The organism is Streptomyces sp. NPDC017056, from assembly GCF_044332485.1.
Classification (GTDB): Bacteria; Actinomycetota; Actinomycetes; order Streptomycetales; family Streptomycetaceae; genus Streptomyces.
The window spans coordinates 26,128-42,097 of sequence record NZ_JBIRPD010000021.1; the positions used below are offsets into that span (position 1 = coordinate 26,128).

The window sequence follows — 15,970 nt, forward strand, 5'->3', positions numbered from 1 at the left end:
CTCCATCCTGCCCCGAACAGCTGTAAACCGGCAGTAAGGGGGGCCCACGGAGGCGCGGGGGCGGCCGGCGGGCCGGTTTCGGCCGGTCACGGGGCCGGAAACGGGGCCGCCGGGGGCCGGCCGGCCCTGTCCCCGCGCTCTTTGCGCCCCCGGAAGGGCCTCCCCCGGCCGATTCGCAGGATTACCGGGCCGCTTGAGGTTTCCCTGAGGTGACCGTTGGGGAGGACGACTGCACACCCGCGATCACGCCCTGTACGGCGCCATGCCGCGCCCTGATCCACCGACAGGGACCACGCCGTGATCGTCCCGCCCGTCGGCACACCCCCGTGCCACCGACCCACGACGAGGGGGCGCACCATGGACGCGTTCACCGCAGGCATTCTGCAGCGCATACGAAGCACCGAAGCCGACCTGGACCGGGCCCGCGAGTCGGGCGACGACTTCCTCGTCGAGGTGGAACAGGCCGAGCTGGAGGACCTCCAGCGCCTTGCTTCCGAGCACGGCGTCCAGGTCACCGCAGCCAGCGCCTGACCATCTCCCGGCCGCAACCGACGGCAGCGCCCCGGTCCCCGAAGGGACCGGGGCGCTGTCGCGCTCCGTACCGGCCCCGGGCCGGGGCCCGGGCGCTCAGTCGTGCCAGGCGCCCAGGTCCTCCAGCATCGGCTGGAGCACGGCGAACACCTCGGGGGACGCGGCCACGGTCAGCTCGTTCGACGCCGGTTCGCCGGGGCGGCCGCCGGTGAGCGCGCCGGACTCGCGGGCGATCAGGGCACCGGCCGCCACGTCCCACGGGTTCAGCCCGCGCTCGTAGTAGCCGTCCAGCCGGCCGCAGGCCACGTCGCACAGGTCGATGGCGGCCGAGCCGCCCCGCCGGATGTCGCGGACCTGCGGCACCAGGCTGCGCAGCACCTCGGCCTGGGCGGCGCGGCGCTCGCTGAGGTAGGCGAAGCCGGTGCCGATCAGGGCCTGGGACAGCGGCGGCGCGGGGCGGCAGCGCACCGGCTCCCCGTTGCAGTACGCGCCGCCGCCCAGGACCGCGTGGCACGTCTCGCCGCGCATCGGCGCCGCCACGACGCCGGCCACCGCCTCGCCGTCCTTCTCGGCGGCGATGGACACGGCCCAGGAGGGCAGCCCGTAGAGGTAGTTGACCGTGCCGTCCACCGGGTCGATGACCCAGCGCACCCCGCTGCTGCCCGTGACGCTGACGCCCTCCTCCCCCAGGAAGCCGTCGGCGGGACGCTGCTCGGCGAGGAAGCCGGTGATCAGCTTCTCGCTGGCGATGTCCATCTCGGTGACGACGTCGATCGGGCTGGTCTTCGTCGCGGCGACGCCCAGGTCGGCGGGGCGGCCGTCGCGCAGCAGGTCACCCGCGCGGCGGGCGGCTTCCAGTGCCAGTTCGAGTAGTTCGTCCTGCAGCGGGTCGGACACGGTGCTCCTTGCTCGTACGGGCCGGTCGTGGCGGCCGGGCGGGGCGGCGTGGCGCCGCCGTCGGTGATCTCGGTGCGCGTCGGCTGTGGCTACCCCTGGACTTCCGCCACCGGGCCCGTCCAGTCCGCGCCTGCGGCGGCCGGGCGCGGAGCGCGGGCCGGGCAGCAGCCGACCGGGCACAGGTCGTGGCTCGGGCCCAGCCCACCGAGGGCGCAGCGCTCCGGTGCGCGGCCCCGCTCGGCGGCGGCGCGCTCCAGGACGAGGTCGCGGACGGCCGCGGCGAAGCGCGGGTCGGCGCCGACGGTGGCGGAGCGGGCGACGGGCAGGCCCAGCTCGGCGGCCTTGGCGGCGGCTTCGGTGTCGAGGTCGTACTTGACCTCCATGTGGTCGGAGACGAAGCCGATGGGGGCCATGACGACCGCGGGGACGCCCGCGCGGTGCACCTCTTCGAGGTGGTCGCAGATGTCCGGCTCCAGCCACGGGATGTGCGGGGCGCCGCTGCGGGACTGGTAGACCAGCCGCCACGGGTGGTCGACGCCGGTCTCCTCGCGGACCGCGGCCGCGATCACCCGGGCCACGTCCAGGTGCTGGGCCACGTACGCGCCGCCCTCGCCGTTCCCGGTGTGGTCCTCCGGGGTGCCGGAGGTGTCGGCCGCGGCGGTCGGGATGGAGTGGGTGGTGAAGGCGATGTGCGCGCCGGCGCGCACGTCCTCGGGCAGCTCGGCGAGCGAGGCGAGCACGCCGTCGACCATGGGGCGGACGAAGCCGGGGTGGTTGAAGTAGTGGCGGAGCTTGTCCACCCGCGGCACCGGCAGGCCGTCGGCCTGGAGGGTGGCCAGCGCGTCGGCCAGGTTCTCCCGGTACTGGCGGCAGCCGGAGTACGAGGCGTAGGCGCTGGTGGCCAGGACGGCGATGCGGCGGTGGCCGTCGCGGACCATCTCGCGCAGCGTGTCGACCAGGTAGGGCGCCCAGTTGCGGTTGCCCCAGTAGACGGGCAGGTCGAGGCCGTTGGCGGCGAAGTCCTCGCGCAGGGCGGCCAGCAGCTCCCGGTTCTGCGCGTTGATCGGGCTGACGCCGTCGAACAGGAAGTAGTGCTGCCCGACCTCCTTCAGCCGCTCTCGGGGGATGCCCCGGCCGCGTGTGACGTTCTCCAGGAAGGGAACGACGTCGTCCGGGCCTTCGGGGCCTCCGAAGGACAGCAGCAGCAGGGCGTCGTAGGGACCGGGGGTCCCCCCGGCGGACGGAAGGGGCGGATCGCACTGTTCGGGCATGGCTTCGATCCTGCCACCAGCGACTGACAGCCGGAAAACCGGAGGCGGCCACGCGGTACGCGCGCGTAAGCTGTGTCGGCCACCGACATGCCTTACCCGATCTCCGGAACCACCGGCCATCGGCCTTTCACCGGCGGAGTTCCTTTTGCCAAGCCCCTACCGCGCGCTCTTCGACACCCCCGGAACCAAGTCGTTCACCGCCGCCGGCTTCCTCGGCCGTATGACGCTGTCGATGACCAGCATCGGCATCGTCACGATGGTCTCCCTGATCACCGGCCGCTACGGCCTCGCGGGGGCGCTGGCGGCGACCGTCGCGATGGCCTCCGCGGTGCTCAGCCCGCAGGTCTCCCGGCTGGTGGACCGGCACGGCCAGCGCCGCGTGCTGCGCCCGGTCACCCTCGTCTCGGCGGCGGCCATGGCGGGCCTGCTGGTCAGCGCCCAGCAGGACTGGCCGGACTGGACGCTGTTCTTCTTCACCGCCTGCTCGGGCTGCGTGCCGAGCGTCGGCGCGATGGTCAGGGCGCGCTGGGCCGCCGTCCACAGCTCACCGCGCCTGCTGCACGCCGCGTACTCCTGGGAGTCGATAGTCGACGAGGCGTGTTTCATCGTCGGGCCGATCCTCTCCATCGGCCTGTCGACCTCCTGGTTCCCCGAGGCGGGCCCGCTGCTCGCGACGGCGTTCCTGGTCGTCGGCGTCTTCTGGCTGACGGCGCAGCGCGCGACCGAGCCGGAGCCGCATCCGCGCGAACACCACGCCAAGGGCTCGGCGATGCGCTCGCCCGGCCTCCAGGTGCTGGTGCTGACGTTCGTGGCCACCGGAGCGATCTTCGGCGCGATCGACGTGGTGACGCTGGCGTTCGCCGAGGAGGAGGGCCACCAGGGTGCCGCCAGCCTGGTGTTGGCGACCTACGCGCTCGGCTCGTGCCTGGCCGGCGTGGTCTTCGGCATGCTGCACTTCAAGGGGCCGGCCGCCCGCCGCTGGGTGGTGGGCGTGTGTGCGATGGCCGTGAGTATGATCCCGCTCCAACTGGTCGGGAACCTTCCGTTCTTGGCCGTGGCGCTCTTCTTCGCGGGCCTGGCCATCGCGCCGACGATGGTGACCACGATGGCCCTCGTCGAGCAGCACGTACCGCGCGCGAACCTGACCGAGGGCATGACCTGGACCAGCACCGGGCTCGCGGTCGGAGTGGCGCTCGGCTCGTCGGCCGCCGGCTGGGTGGTGGACGCGGCCGGGGCCGGCCGCGGCTACCTGGTGCCGGCCGTCGCGGGGGCGCTCGCGGCGGCGGTGGCGTTCCTCGGATACCGCCGGCTGCGGCCGGCGGCGCAGCGGGAGGGGACGGGCGCGGATGACCGAGGCACACAGGACGGCCGGCAGGACCAGGACGACCGCGGGAGCGGTGGCCAGGACGGTACGGGCGGTGCGGGGGACCAGTCCCCGGCCCGCCTGGCGTAACTGGGCGGGCAACGTCGCCGTACGCCCGGCGCGGAGCGTCGCGCCGGCCTCCGCCGAGGAGCTGGCCGCCGCGGTCCGCGCGGCGGCGGACGACGGGCTGCCGGTCAAGGCGGTCGGAACCGGCCATTCCTTCACCGCGGCCGCCGCCACCGACGGCCTCCTCATACGCCCCGACCGCCTGACCGGCATACGGGAGGTGGACCGGGCCGCCGGCACGGTGACCGCGGCCGCCGGCACCACGCTCAGGCACCTCAACCAGGTCCTCGCCTCGCACGGCCTGTCGCTGGCCAACATGGGCGACGTCATGGAGCAGACCGTCTCCGGCGCGGTGAGCACCGGTACGCACGGCACCGGCCGCGACTCGGCGTCCGTCGCCGCCCAGGTCACCGGATTCGAACTGGTCACCGCGGACGGCTCGGTGCGTACCTGCTCGGCGTCGGAGAACCCGGAGATCTTCGCGGCGGGGCGGGTGGGGCTGGGCGCGCTGGGGGTGATGACGTCGGTGACCTTCGCCGTGGAGCCGCAGTTCTGGCTGTCGGCCCGCGAGGAGCCGATGTCGTTCGCGCAGGTGACGGCCGAATTCGAGCAGCTCGTCGCGGAGAACGAGCACTTCGAGTTCTACTGGTTCCCGCACACCGGTAACTGCAGCACCAAGCGCAACAACCGCAGCCAGGGCCCCGCCGCCCCGCCCGGCCGGATCAGCGGCTGGGTCGAGGACGAACTGCTCTCCAACGGGCTCTTCCAGGTCGCCTGCTCCGTGGGCCGGGCGGTGCCCGCCGCCGTACCGGGCATCGCCAGGTTCTCCAGCCGCGCGCTGTCGGCCCGTACGTACACCGACATCCCCTACAAGGTCTTCACCAGCCCGCGCCGGGTGCGCTTCGTGGAGATGGAGTACGCGCTGCCGCGGGCCGCCGTCGTGGAGGCGCTGCGCGAGCTGCGGGCGCTGGTGGAGCGCTCGGACTTCCGGGTGGCCTTCCCGGTGGAGGTGCGGACCGCGCCGGCGGACGACATACCGCTGTCCACCGCCTCCGGGCGGGACACCGCCTACATCGCCGTGCACATGTACCGGGGGACGCCGTACCGGGCGTACTTCTCCGCGGCCGAGCGGATCATGACGGCGCACGGCGGACGGCCGCACTGGGGGAAGCTGCACGGCCGGGACGCCGCGTACCTGGCGGGCGTGTACCCCCGGTTCGGGGAGTTCACCGCGCTGCGCGACCGGCTGGACCCGCAGCGCCTGTTCGCCAACGCCTATCTCCGGCGTGTGCTGGGCGAATGACCGGTACCCGGTCCCGCGGGAACCGCCCGGAGGGCTGAGGTACCCAGCCGGCCTAACGTCCCGGACGGATGAACGGGGCCGGGCGGTCCACGGGCCCGCGGCGCGCCGGTCCGGCCGGGCCCGGGCCCGTTCGGTCACCGCCCGTGTGCGGGTGCGGTGACCGTTCTTCCGCGCAAAGGGAATCGGTTCGTCGCGCCGGACGGGAATTGCGTCCCCGTACGGAACGCGATTGCCGCGCGCGAGGGGATTCCGCCTCCCGCGCCGGGCGGGATTACGCCCCGCGCGGGACGGTATTCGGTCCCGCGCGGGGCGGGCATTTCCGCCCTGCGGCTCAAGAGGATTTCGGGTCCGGCACCTGCTGACCGCCGGGCTGCTGCTCGTTCTGCCCGCCGGAGCCGCCCTTGGAGTCGTCACCGCCCTTGCCGCTGCCGCCCCCGTCGCCGCCACCGGACTTCGACGGGTTCGGCTTCGGGCTCGGCGGCGGCGTGGGCTTGCCGCTCTTGCTCGCGTCCGGGCTCGGATTCGGCGTCGGCCGGCCGTCCGTACCGCCGCTGGTGCGGTCGCCGCCGGTGCCGGTGGAGCCGCTCGGGCCCGGCGTCGGGGTGCCGCCGGAGGAGCCGTTGCCGTGCGAGGTCCCGGGGGACGGCGTGTCGGTGGCGGGCGGCGTCCGGTCCTCGGACTTGTGCCCGCCGCTCCGGAAGACGTTGGTCACCGAGGTGCCCTCGTTGCCCGACGCGTCGTGCCCGTTCACCAGCTCGACGCAGGTCACCGCGCCCAGCGACAGGACGAAGATCGCCAGGGCGCCGAGCGCGGGCCGCTTCCAGCCGCGCAGCCGGGTGCCGTACGTGGCCGTGCTGACCTCCTCGGCCCCGGCCGGCACGGCGGTCGCGCCGGCCGCCGGGTGGCCCGGCCGGGCCTGCCCGAACGCCATGGTCCGGTCGTCCAGCCGCGGCACCAGCTGCGTCTTGTCGGCCGGGCCGCCGCCCGCGCCGGCCCGGCCGAGCACCTGCGTCTCGTCCGCCTGCGGCAGCAGCTGCGTGCGGTCCGTGCCGTCCGGCGCCTCGCCCTTGGCCGCCACGGAGGTGATCTCGTCCTCCGCGCCCTGCCGGTCGAAGGTGGGCAGCACCATGCCGGTGCCGCCCCGCTGCGGTCCGCGGGAGGCCCGGGAGCGGCGCGGCTTCGGCCGGGTGCCGACCGTGGCCGCCTCCTTGAGCTGCTCGCCGGTACGCCGGAAGAGGTGCTGGAAGATCGAGCCACCGGTCGTGGCCACGACGCTCACCACACCCGCGCCGATGATGGTCCCGTACACGCCGAGCTGTCCGGCGAGAAACGCGGCGACGGCTGCCGCCAGGGCACTGCCCGCCACCTGAGGAACGCTCAGGTCGAGCCGTTTCTCCTTCTTTTCGGTGTCGGTATCGCTTTTGTTGTCCATCTCCAGCCTTTGATCGCCCCTTCGATCCATCTTGCACGGACAAGTGACCTATGGGCGAAGCCGGTAGTTCCGAATCTGCGGATTCTGTGAACCTCGCCACCCGTCACGCGGTGTAGAGAGATCGACAAGGCGACCCAACTCCCTTGGCCCGCGAGAACTTGAGCGGCGCGGCGGTCCACCTCAGTGGCCCGAATGGAGTACTGTGGCGAGCCCTGGCCCCGGAATCCCGTCCGGCTGCCCGGATACACGGGAAGGGGCCGGCAGGTGGCACTCACCCCCGGGTGCCGCCACCGGGCACGGGTGACTGGGAGCAGGAACAGGACATGGTCACTGAGCGTTGCGAACAGGTAACCGTGTCATAACGGCGTTTGCGGGCCAAGCCGCGACACGCCGGGTAACTCGGCAATGTTGTGGCAGGCTGCACCCGGGCAGGCCACACTCGACTAGCGGAAGCAGCGACGCACGTGACGTCGGCAGGCACCACCCGGGAGGTCCCCATGCCCGAACTGCGTGTCGTGGCCGTCTCCAACGACGGCACACGGCTGGTGCTCAAAGCTGCGGACAGCACCGAGTACACGCTTCCGATCGACGAACGGCTGCGCGCCGCGGTCCGCAATGACCGCGCGCGGCTCGGCCAGATCGAGATCGAGGTCGAGAGCCACCTGCGGCCGCGGGACATCCAGGCGCGTATAAGAGCAGGTGCCTCCGCCGAAGAGGTCGCCCAGCTCGCCGGCATCCCGGTCGACCGGGTGCGCCGCTTCGAGGGCCCGGTGCTCGCCGAGCGCGCCTTCATGGCCGAGCGGGCCCGTAAGACGCCCGTGCGCCGCCCCGGGGAGAACACCGGCCCCCAGCTCGGCGAGGCCGTCGCGGAGCGGCTGCTGCTGCGCGGCGCCGACAAGGACTCCGTGCAGTGGGACTCCTGGCGGCGCGACGACGGCACCTGGGAAGTCCTGCTGGTCTACCGCGTCGCGGCCGAGCCGCACTCGGCGAGCTGGACCTACGACCCGCCGCGGCGGCTCGTCCAGGCCGTCGACGACGAGGCGCGGGCGCTGATCGGCGAGACCGACGACACCCCGGAGCCGAGCTTCCCGTTCGTGCCGCGCATCGCGCGGCTGCCGCGCGACAGGCCGCTGGACCGCGCCCTGGACCGCCAGACCGCCCCGGACCGCTCGGGCCAGGGCGGCGAGGAGGACGAGCAGGCGCGGGCCGAGGAGTCCTCGGGGGAGCGCGAGCGCGACTCGCTGACCAGCCTTCTGGAGGCGGTGCCCAGCTTCCGGGGCGACATGATCGTTCCCGATACGGCGAAGGCGCCCGCGCAGGAGGAGTCCGCCGAGGACGAGGAGCTGGAGGAGCCGGCCGCCCCGGCGGCGAGCGCGGGCGCCGGCTCGGCCTACGCCGACGTGCTCATGCCACGCGCGGTGGCGGGCCACCGGGACCGGCTCACCGGGACCACCGACCGGCAGGCCGAGGCCGACGGCGTACGGCCGGGACGGCGGGCCGCCGTGCCGAGCTGGGACGAGATCGTCTTCGGGACGCGGCGCAAGAAACCGGAGTAGCCGGAAACCGGAGGGTGCGGCGCCGCTGCCCGGCGGGCCCGCCCGTGGCGGACGGCCCGCCGGACACGGCTACGGGCCGCCTCAGCCCGCCTGGGGCCCGGTGGCCACCGGACGCTCCGGATCGGCCGACCACTCGCTCCAGGAACCGACGTACAGCGCCGCAGGAACGCCTGCCACGGCGAGTGCCAGCACCTCTTGGGCGGCCGAGACACCCGAACCGCAGTAGACGCCCACCTCGGCGTCCGGGGTGGCTCCCAGGGCGGCGAAACGTTCGGCCAGCTCCGCGGGCTCCCGGTACGTCCCGTCCGCCGCCAGGTTCTCCGTCGTCGGCGCGGACAGCGCGCCCGGAATGTGCCCCGCCACGCGGTCGATGGGCTCCACCTCGCCGCGGTAGCGCTCACCGGCCCGCGCGTCCAGGAGGACGCCGCGCCGGGCCAGCGCCGCCGCCTCGTCCGCCCCCAGGAGGGGCAGCGCACCGGGCTCGGCCGTGAAGTCGCCGGGCTCGGGCGCCGGCACGTCGGTGCTCAGCGCGCCGCCGGACGCGGTCCAGGCGGCCAGGCCGCCGTCGAGGACGCGTACCGAGGAGTGGCCCGTGTACCGCAGCAGCCACCAGGCGCGCGCCGCCGACCACCCTTGGCCGCCGTCGTACACGACCACCGCGCGGTCCGCCGACACCCCGGCCCGGCGCATGGTCGCGGCGAAGGCGTCGAAGTCGGGAAGCGGATGGCGGCCGGCTGGACCGGCGGGGGCGGCCAGTTCGGCGTCCATGTCCACGTAGACCGCGCCGGGTACGTGCCCGGCCTCGTACTCGGGCCGCCCCGGCGGGCCGCCGACCCGGTAGCGGACGTCGAGGACGACCGGCGGTGTGGCGGCGGCCAGTTCGCCCGCCAAGGCGGATGCGGTGATGAGGTGATTCATGGGGGCCATCCTTGCGCAGGACCGGCCGCGCGTTGAAGGCGGCGCAAAGGCAACACCGCCGAAACGGATGCGAAACATCAAATCGGGCATCCTCCCACAGGAACGCGCCGAAGACGGCGCGGCCGGGGCGCGCAGCGGATGAGGGGGTGCGAGCATCTGCACGGGACGGCGCACTCGCGCCGGGTCCCCGCACGGCCACCACCCCGATGGTCCGAGGAGAGAGTGACGATGACGACCGAGGCAACGACTCGGCGGACGCCCGGCGCGCCTTGCTGGGTGAGTCTCATGGTGCACGACCTGGCCGCGACAGAGCAGTTCTACAGCGCGCTGTTCGGCTGGGAGTTCAAACCGGGACCGCAGCACTTCGGTCCGTACGTACGGGCGTATCTCCAGGGGCGGGAGGTGGCCGGGATCGGGGAACTGGCGCCCGACCATCACCTGCGCGTCGCCTGGACCACGTACCTCGCCAGTGACGACGCGGACGCGGCCGCCGAGCAGATCCGCTGCTGCGGGGGCACCGTCGCGGTGGGCCCGCTGGACGCGGACGAGGCGGGGCGGATGGCGATCGCCTCCGACCCGCAGGGCGCGGTCTTCGGACTGTGGCAGGGCAAGGAGATGGTGGGCTCGGCGCTGGTCGGGGTGCCCGGCACGCCCGTGTGGAACGAGCTGGTGACCCGGGAGACGCTCGGCATCGGGACGTTCTACGAGGCGGTGTTCGGCTACGAGACCGAGTCGGAGGTCTCGGCCGGCTTCGACTACCTGACGCTGCATCTGAAGGGGCGGCCGGTGGCGGGCGTCCGCGGTGTGGGGGACGCGCTGCCGCGTGAGCTGGGGCCGCACTGGATGACGTACTTCGCCGTCGCGGACACCGACGCCGTGGTGCGGCAGGTGGCGAAGCTGGGCGGGCAGGAGGTACAGGCGGCCCGGGACTCCGCGTACGGGCGGGTGGCGACCGTGGCCGACCCCGAAGGAGCCGTGTTCGCCGTGATCCAGCAGCAGGGCTGAGAAACCGGCCGGCGGGGAGGGCGTTCCGCTGCCGCGTGCCGCGGCGCGCCCTTCCGGCCGCTTCCTCGCGCTACCTGGCGGCGTCCACCGGCAGTACGTCCGGGGAGAGCGCCGCCGCGTGGGCGGAGGCGGAGGTCTGGCGGCGTCGGTGGTGGCGTCGGCAGAGCACCTCGTAGCCGACCTCGGCCGGAGCGCTGTGCACGTCTCCGATGACGACCTGCGCGCCCTCGACGACCATCTGGCCGTCCAGCGTGCGGGCGTTGTGCGTGGCGCGCGCGCCGCACCAGCACAGGGCCTCGACCTGGAGGACCTCTATGCGGTCGGCCAGTTCGACCAGGCGCTGCGAGCCGGGGAAGAGCTTGCTGCGGAAGTCGGTGCTGATGCCGAAGGCGAAGACGTCCAGCTCCAGGTCGTCGACGACGCGCGCGAGCTGGTCGATCTGGCCGGGGGCGAGGAACTGCGCCTCGTCGGCGATGACGTAGTCGACCCGGCCGCCGGAGCTGAGTTCGCCGACGATGTGGGCGTAGAAGTCGGTCTCGTCGGTGACCTCGACGGACTCGGTGACCAGGCCGAGGCGGGAGGAGAGCTTGCCGCGGCCCGCCCGGTCGTCCCGCGTGTAGATCATTCCCTGTAGGCCGCGGGCCGAGCGGTTGTGCTCGATCTGCAGAGCGAGGGTGCTCTTTCCGCAGTCCATCGTTCCGGAGAAGAACACCAGCTCGGGCATGGCAGAAGGCGGGCCTTTCGGGCTCGTACGGCAGTGGGGGTACGGGTGGGAGCGCGCGCGGTGGGGTGCGCTCACCGGACGGGCGGGGCGGGTCGGGGTCAGGTGCGGACTTCGAGGAGCGGGACGAGCTGTTCGGCCGGGGTCATCGAACCGTGCATGCCGACCATCGCGGACTCGCGCGGCTCGGTCTCGCTCGCCACGATCACCATGTCGGCGTGTGCGGCGGCGACGACGTCACCGATACGGGCCCGTACCCGGTCGTCGACCCGGGGGCCGAACCACCCGGCGGCGATGGCCTCGTCGCGGCCCGCCACCCACATGTGTTCCCCGACCACCTCGCGCCATACCGCCAGCACGTCACCGGCCGCGCCGGGGTGGGCGTACACGTGCCGCGCCCGTCCCTCGCCGCCCAGCAGGCGTACGCCGGCGCGCAGTTCCCAGTCCTCGTCGAAGTCGATGCGGGACTCCGGGCCGAAGGGGATGTCGATCATGCCGTGGTCGGCGGTGACGTACAGGGCGGAGCGCGGCGGCAGTTGCTCGGCGAGCCGCTGGGCGAGGCGGTCGACGTACATCAGCTGGCCGCGCCAGGCGTCGGAGTCGGTGCCGTAGCGGTGCCCGGCGCCGTCCACCTCGGCGTAGTACGTGTAGACCAGCGAGCGGTCGGCGGCGCCGAGCTGCTCGGCGGCCAGGTCCATGCGCTCCTCGCCGGAGAGCCGGCCGTGGAAGGTGCCGCCGCTCAGCGCGATCTCGGTGAGCGGGGTGCGCTCGAAGTTCGGCGAGGAGACCTGGCAGGTGTGGATGCCGGCGGCGTGCGCCTGCCGGAAGACGGTCGGGTACGGCTGCCAGGCGTACGGGTCGGTCCACGGGTACCAGCGCAGCTGGTTCATCAGCTCGCCGGTGTCCGGGTTCAGGCAGGTGTAGCCGGCCAGGCCGTGGGCGCCCGGCGGCTGACCTGTACCGACCGAGGCCAGCGAGGCGGCGGTGGTGGCCGGGAAGCCGGCGGTGATCGGGCGGCCGGTGCGGTTGAACGAGCTGTCCAGAAGGGACGTCAGGAACGGGGCCTCGTCCGGGTGCTCGCGCAGCAGCTGCCAGCCGAGCCCGTCGATGAGGAAGACGCAGACGCGGTCGGCGGGCTCCAGATCCATGCCGGGGCCCCCGGCACCGGGCAGGGTCAGCCCCTGGCCGGCGGTGACGGCGGGCAGCAGGTCGGCGAGCGAGCCGGTGCCGTACGCGGGCACCGGCGCGCCGGCCAGGTCGAGGGGTTCCGGTTCCGGCCAGGCGGGGACGGCGTGCGCCATCAGCGGGTGGTGGCCGCGGTGGCTTCGGACAGGGCCTGGGCGAAGGCGAGGGTCTGCCGCACGGTGTCCGGGCCGTCACCGGCCTCGCTGACGCGCAGCGACAGGTCGTCGGCGGTCGAGGAGCCGGTGTAGCCGTGGTCCGCCTCGCAGTTGGGGTCGCCGCAGGTGGCGGGCTCCAGGTCCAGGCGGGCGACGGCGCCCCAGCCGATGGTCAGCACGACCTCGCGGGGCAGCCGGCCCGGGGTGTACGACTCGGGGTTGGCCACCACCCGGCTGAGCACGACGGACGAGATCCGGCCGAGCTTCACGGACTCGGTGGAGGTCGTCGCGTACGGCGAGGGGGACGTGTCGTCGGCGGACTGCTCGTCGGTGTGGCTGACGATGAAGCGGGTGCCCGTCAGGACCAGGACCGTGACGTGGCGGCGGACCTCGTTGGCGTCGAAGGTCGTCTCCTGGTGGACCAAGTACGACACCACCGGCTCGCCGCCGACCGCGGCCTGCACCGCCTCGGCCACCAGGGCCGGGTAATAGCCGCTGCGCTCGATCGCCGCGCGCAGCCCTTGGGTCGTCGTACCGGTCTTAGCCATGCGGCCCATCTTACGGGGCGCACCGGCCGGGGAGTCTCAGTAGGCGGGCAGTCGGCGGGGGCCGAGGTCGGTGGTGGCCGGCGGGCGGGCCAGGCGGACCGTGGCGTCCAGGACGGCGAGGCCGTGCGGGGCGACGACGACCGGCTCCAGGTCCACGCCGACGACCTCGGGGTGGTCGTCGACCAGCCGGGACACCCGCAGCAGCAGGTCCTCCAGGGCGGCGGTGTCCACCGGCTGGCTGCCGCGCCAGCCGAACAGCAGCGGGGCGGTGCGGATGGACCGTACCTGCTCGGCGACGTCGCGGTCGGTGGCGGGGATGAGGCGGTGCGCGGTGTCGCCGAGGAGCTGCGAGGGGGCGCCGGCCAGGCCGAAGGACAGCACGGCGCCGGCGGCCGGGTCGATGGCGGCGCGGATGACCGTGTCGACGCCGCGCGGCACCATCGGCTGGACGACCGGGCGCAGCTCCTCCGGCTTGCCGAGGAAGTCGGTCAGCTCGGCGTAGGCGCGGCGCAGCTCCGGCTCGCCGGGCAGGTCGAGGCGGACTCCGCCGAGGTCGGGGCGGTGCCGCAGGTGCGGCGCCGTGGTCTTCAGGGCGACCGGGTAGCCCAGGCGGGCCGCGGCGCGTACGGCGGTGTCCGGGTCGGGTGCGGCGAGGGCGGGGCGGACGGGGATGCCGTAGCGGGCCAGGAGGGCGTGGGCGTCGTCGGGGTGCAGGGGGACGGAGCGGGTGACGTCGGCGTGCCGGGCCAGCTCGTCGAGCAGCCGGTCGATGTCGGCGCCGGCGGCGGCCTCCTGGATGTCCTCGTACTCGGGCACCCGGCCGGGGTCGGCGGCGTCCCGGCGCCATTTGGCGTACCAGGCGGCCTGGGCGAGGGACCGGACGGCGCGCTCGGCGGCGGGGTAGACCGGTATCAGGGGGACGGGCGGGGCGCCGGGGGCCGTGGTGGCGCCGGGCGTGTCGGAGGGGGCCGTCGCGGGGCCCAGCGGAGCTTCGGCGGCGCCGCCGGGAGCCGGGCGGTCCTCCGGAGCGCGGGCGGCCGGCGGCGGGGCCGCCAGCGCGTCGGCGAGGGCGTCCATGGCCAGGTGCACGACGGTGACCGGCTTCGCGGGGGCCGCGGCCGAGGCGGCCTCGCGCAGCGCAGCGGCGAGGTCGGCGCCCTCGCCGGGCGAGGCCACGCCCTCCTCCCCCACCCACGGGATGGCGGTGACGACGACGGCGTCGCAGAGCCCGTTGGCCAAAGCTGCGGACAGGGCCGTACGGAAGTCCTCCGGGGTGGCCGCGGCGGCCAGGACGTGCGGCCGCAGCGGCCGCAGCCCTTCGGTGAGGCAGGCGTCGTACGTCAGCAGGGCGAGCGCCTCGGAATTGCCGAGGATGGCGACGCGCGGCCCGTGGGGCAGCGGCTGGGAGGCGAGCAGCAGCCCGGCGTCGGCCAGCTCCGTGACCGTGTCGACGCGGATCACGCCGGCCTGGCGCATCAGCGCCGAGACCGTGCTGTCGGGGATGCGGACGGTGGGCACGGTGTGGCCGAGGGGCGCGGTGCCGGTGTGGCGGGCGCCCTTGGCGACGACCACGGGCTTGACGGCGGCCGTACGGCGGGCGAGGCGCATGAACTTGCGCGGGTCGCCGATCGACTCCAGGTAGAGGATCGCGACGTCGGTGGCCGGGTCGTCGTACCAGTACTGGAGCAGGTCGTTGCCGGAGAGGTCGGCGCGGTTGCCGGCCGACAGGAAGGTGGAGATGCCGGCGATCGAGCCGTCGCCGGGGCCGCGCCGGTGCAGGCCGCTGAGCAGCGCGATGCCGATCGCCCCCGACTGCGTGAACAGGCCGATGCGCCCGGCGCCGGGCAGCTGCGGGGCGAGCGAGGCGTTCAGGCGGACGGCCGGCGCGGTGTTGATCAGACCGAACGCGTTCGGCCCGATGAGGCGCATGCCGTACGAGCGGGCCTGCCGCAGCAGGGCGCGCTGCCGCTCGCGGCCCTCGGTGCCGGACTCGGCGTACCCGGAGGAGAGGACCACCAGGCCGCGGACGCCGTGCTCGCCGCAGTCGCGGACCACGCCGGGCACCTGGGCTGCGGGCACGGCGACCACGGCGAGGTCGACGGGCTCGGGGATCTCGGACACCGAGCGGTGGCCGGGCACGCCCTCGGGGGCGAGGGGGGCGCCGCCCTCGGGGAAGGCGTGGTTGACCGCGTAGACGCGGCCCGCGTAGCCGGAGCCGATGAGGTTGCGCAGGACGGAGCGGCCGACGCCGCCGGGGGCGCGGCCGGTGCCGACGACGGCCACCGAGCCGGGCGCGAGCAGGCGCTGCACGGAGCGGGCCTCGGCGCGCTGCTCACGGCCGCGCATCACGGCCATGGACTGCTCGGTGGGCTCCAGGTCGAACTCCAGGCGCACCACGCCGTCTTCGAAGGTGCGCTGCTGGGTGTACCCGGCGTCCGTGAAGACCTTGATCATCTTGGTGTTGGCGGGCAGCACCTCGGCGGCGAACCGGCGGATGCCGCGCTCGCGGGCGACCGCGGCGATGTGCTCCAGCAGCGCGGAGGCCACGCCGCGGCCCTGGTGGGCGTCCTGGACCAGGAAGGCGACCTCGGCCTGGTCGGCGCCGGACTCCTTGGCGGGGCGGCCGCGCTCGTCGATGCGGTCGTAGCGGACGGTGGCGATGAACTCGCCGCCCACGGTGGCCGCCAGGCCGACCCGGTCGACGTAGTCGTGGTGGGTGAAGCGGTGCACGTCGCGGTCGGACAGGCGCGGGTAGGGCGCGAAGAAGCGGTAGTACTTCGACTCGTCCGACACCTGTTCGTAGAACGAGATCAGGCGCTGCGCGTCGTCGGGGGCGATGGGGCGGATGCGCGCGGTGCCGCCGTCGCGCAGCACGACATCGGCTTCCCAGTGGGCCGGGTAGACGCTGTCCGACGGGCTTTGCATGGGGGACAGCGTACGACCCGCCACCGACAACCGGCTCGGCATGCGTGGCCGTACGGGCCGGGGCAGGCTGGGACGGACCGGCGGGGCCCGGATG

The 15,970-nt window shown here is 74.2% G+C and carries 13 protein-coding genes; 5 read left to right on the plus strand and 8 right to left on the minus strand.

What is annotated here, in order from left to right:
- Positions 1-357 precede the first annotated feature (357 nt).
- On the plus strand, positions 358-531 hold the full coding sequence (locus tag ACH4OW_RS31130) for a hypothetical protein (protein ID WP_360133527.1): 174 nt from the start codon (positions 358-360) through the stop codon (positions 529-531).
- A gap of 96 nt (positions 532-627) precedes the next feature.
- Here the strand turns inward: ACH4OW_RS31130 and ACH4OW_RS31135 are convergent, their stop codons facing one another.
- Both ACH4OW_RS31135 and ACH4OW_RS31140 read right to left on the minus strand, forming a co-directional pair.
- Complete coding sequence (locus ACH4OW_RS31135; protein WP_398031124.1) at positions 628-1,428, minus strand: inositol monophosphatase family protein; 801 nt, start codon at positions 1,426-1,428, stop codon at positions 628-630.
- A gap of 89 nt (positions 1,429-1,517) precedes the next feature.
- Positions 1,518-2,699 (minus strand): ferrochelatase, encoded by a 1,182-nt coding sequence (locus ACH4OW_RS31140; RefSeq protein ID WP_398031126.1) that lies wholly within the window; start codon positions 2,697-2,699, stop codon positions 1,518-1,520.
- Between the two features lie 145 nt (positions 2,700-2,844).
- On the opposite strand from ACH4OW_RS31140, the gene ACH4OW_RS31145 reads away from it, so the two are divergent.
- Positions 2,845-4,152, plus strand: a complete 1,308-nt coding sequence (locus ACH4OW_RS31145) for an MFS transporter (RefSeq protein ID WP_360133519.1) — start codon at positions 2,845-2,847, stop codon at positions 4,150-4,152.
- Complete coding sequence (locus tag ACH4OW_RS31150; RefSeq protein ID WP_398031128.1) at positions 4,046-5,431, plus strand: D-arabinono-1,4-lactone oxidase; 1,386 nt, start codon at positions 4,046-4,048, stop codon at positions 5,429-5,431. The genes ACH4OW_RS31145 and ACH4OW_RS31150 overlap by 107 nt, the downstream gene beginning before the upstream one ends.
- A gap of 331 nt (positions 5,432-5,762) precedes the next feature.
- Here the strand turns inward: ACH4OW_RS31150 and ACH4OW_RS31155 are convergent, their stop codons facing one another.
- The gene (locus tag ACH4OW_RS31155) at positions 5,763-6,863 is read right to left on the minus strand and encodes a hypothetical protein (protein ID WP_398031130.1); all 1,101 of its coding nucleotides are present in this window, start codon (positions 6,861-6,863) and stop codon (positions 5,763-5,765) included.
- 497 nt (positions 6,864-7,360) lie between these two features.
- On the opposite strand from ACH4OW_RS31155, the gene sepH reads away from it, so the two are divergent.
- On the plus strand, positions 7,361-8,419 hold the full coding sequence (gene sepH / locus ACH4OW_RS31160; protein ID WP_360133510.1) for a septation protein SepH: 1,059 nt from the start codon (positions 7,361-7,363) through the stop codon (positions 8,417-8,419).
- Positions 8,420-8,500: 81 nt separating this feature from the next.
- Here sepH and ACH4OW_RS31165 read toward each other — a convergent pair whose 3' ends face one another.
- Positions 8,501-9,337: a sulfurtransferase gene (locus ACH4OW_RS31165; RefSeq protein ID WP_360133507.1), complete on the minus strand. Its 837-nt coding sequence runs from the start codon at positions 9,335-9,337 to the stop codon at positions 8,501-8,503.
- A 228-nt stretch (positions 9,338-9,565) separates the two neighbouring features.
- On the opposite strand from ACH4OW_RS31165, the gene ACH4OW_RS31170 reads away from it, so the two are divergent.
- Positions 9,566-10,342, plus strand: a complete 777-nt coding sequence (locus ACH4OW_RS31170) for a VOC family protein (protein ID WP_360133504.1) — start codon at positions 9,566-9,568, stop codon at positions 10,340-10,342.
- A 70-nt stretch (positions 10,343-10,412) separates the two neighbouring features.
- On the opposite strand, the gene ACH4OW_RS31175 is transcribed toward ACH4OW_RS31170, so the two are convergent.
- From ACH4OW_RS31175 to ACH4OW_RS31190, 4 genes are all read right to left on the minus strand, one after another.
- Positions 10,413-11,066, minus strand: coding sequence for a thymidine kinase (locus ACH4OW_RS31175; protein ID WP_360133501.1), 654 nt, complete (start codon positions 11,064-11,066; stop codon positions 10,413-10,415).
- A 98-nt stretch (positions 11,067-11,164) separates the two neighbouring features.
- The gene (locus ACH4OW_RS31180; protein ID WP_360133498.1) at positions 11,165-12,364 is read right to left on the minus strand and encodes a nucleotide pyrophosphatase/phosphodiesterase family protein; all 1,200 of its coding nucleotides are present in this window, start codon (positions 12,362-12,364) and stop codon (positions 11,165-11,167) included.
- On the minus strand, positions 12,364-12,951 hold the full coding sequence (locus tag ACH4OW_RS31185) for a DUF5998 family protein (protein ID WP_003981824.1): 588 nt from the start codon (positions 12,949-12,951) through the stop codon (positions 12,364-12,366). The genes ACH4OW_RS31180 and ACH4OW_RS31185 overlap by 1 nt, the downstream gene beginning before the upstream one ends.
- A 36-nt stretch (positions 12,952-12,987) precedes the next feature.
- Positions 12,988-15,876, minus strand: a complete 2,889-nt coding sequence (locus tag ACH4OW_RS31190) for a GNAT family N-acetyltransferase (RefSeq protein WP_398031131.1) — start codon at positions 15,874-15,876, stop codon at positions 12,988-12,990.
- Positions 15,877-15,970: the final 94 nt, after the last annotated feature.

Excerpts from the sequence above, each read along its gene's own strand:
- ACH4OW_RS31140 (WP_398031126.1), bottom strand. The coding sequence starts at position 2,699 with ATGCCCGAACAGTGCGATCCGCCCCTTCCGTCCGCCGGGGGGACCCCC.
- ACH4OW_RS31175 (WP_360133501.1), bottom strand. The coding sequence starts at position 11,066 with ATGCCCGAGCTGGTGTTCTTCTCCGGAACGATGGACTGCGGAAAGAGC.
- ACH4OW_RS31155 (WP_398031130.1), bottom strand. The coding sequence starts at position 6,863 with ATGGACAACAAAAGCGATACCGACACCGAAAAGAAGGAGAAACGGCTC.
- ACH4OW_RS31185 (WP_003981824.1), bottom strand. The coding sequence starts at position 12,951 with ATGGCTAAGACCGGTACGACGACCCAAGGGCTGCGCGCGGCGATCGAG.
- ACH4OW_RS31150 (WP_398031128.1), top strand. The coding sequence starts at position 4,046 with ATGACCGAGGCACACAGGACGGCCGGCAGGACCAGGACGACCGCGGGA.
- ACH4OW_RS31130 (WP_360133527.1), top strand. The coding sequence starts at position 358 with ATGGACGCGTTCACCGCAGGCATTCTGCAGCGCATACGAAGCACCGAA.
- ACH4OW_RS31180 (WP_360133498.1), bottom strand. The coding sequence starts at position 12,364 with ATGGCGCACGCCGTCCCCGCCTGGCCGGAACCGGAACCCCTCGACCTG.
- ACH4OW_RS31190 (WP_398031131.1), bottom strand. The coding sequence starts at position 15,876 with ATGCAAAGCCCGTCGGACAGCGTCTACCCGGCCCACTGGGAAGCCGAT.
- ACH4OW_RS31170 (WP_360133504.1), top strand. The coding sequence starts at position 9,566 with ATGACGACCGAGGCAACGACTCGGCGGACGCCCGGCGCGCCTTGCTGG.
- sepH (WP_360133510.1), top strand. The coding sequence starts at position 7,361 with ATGCCCGAACTGCGTGTCGTGGCCGTCTCCAACGACGGCACACGGCTG.
- ACH4OW_RS31165 (WP_360133507.1), bottom strand. The coding sequence starts at position 9,337 with ATGAATCACCTCATCACCGCATCCGCCTTGGCGGGCGAACTGGCCGCC.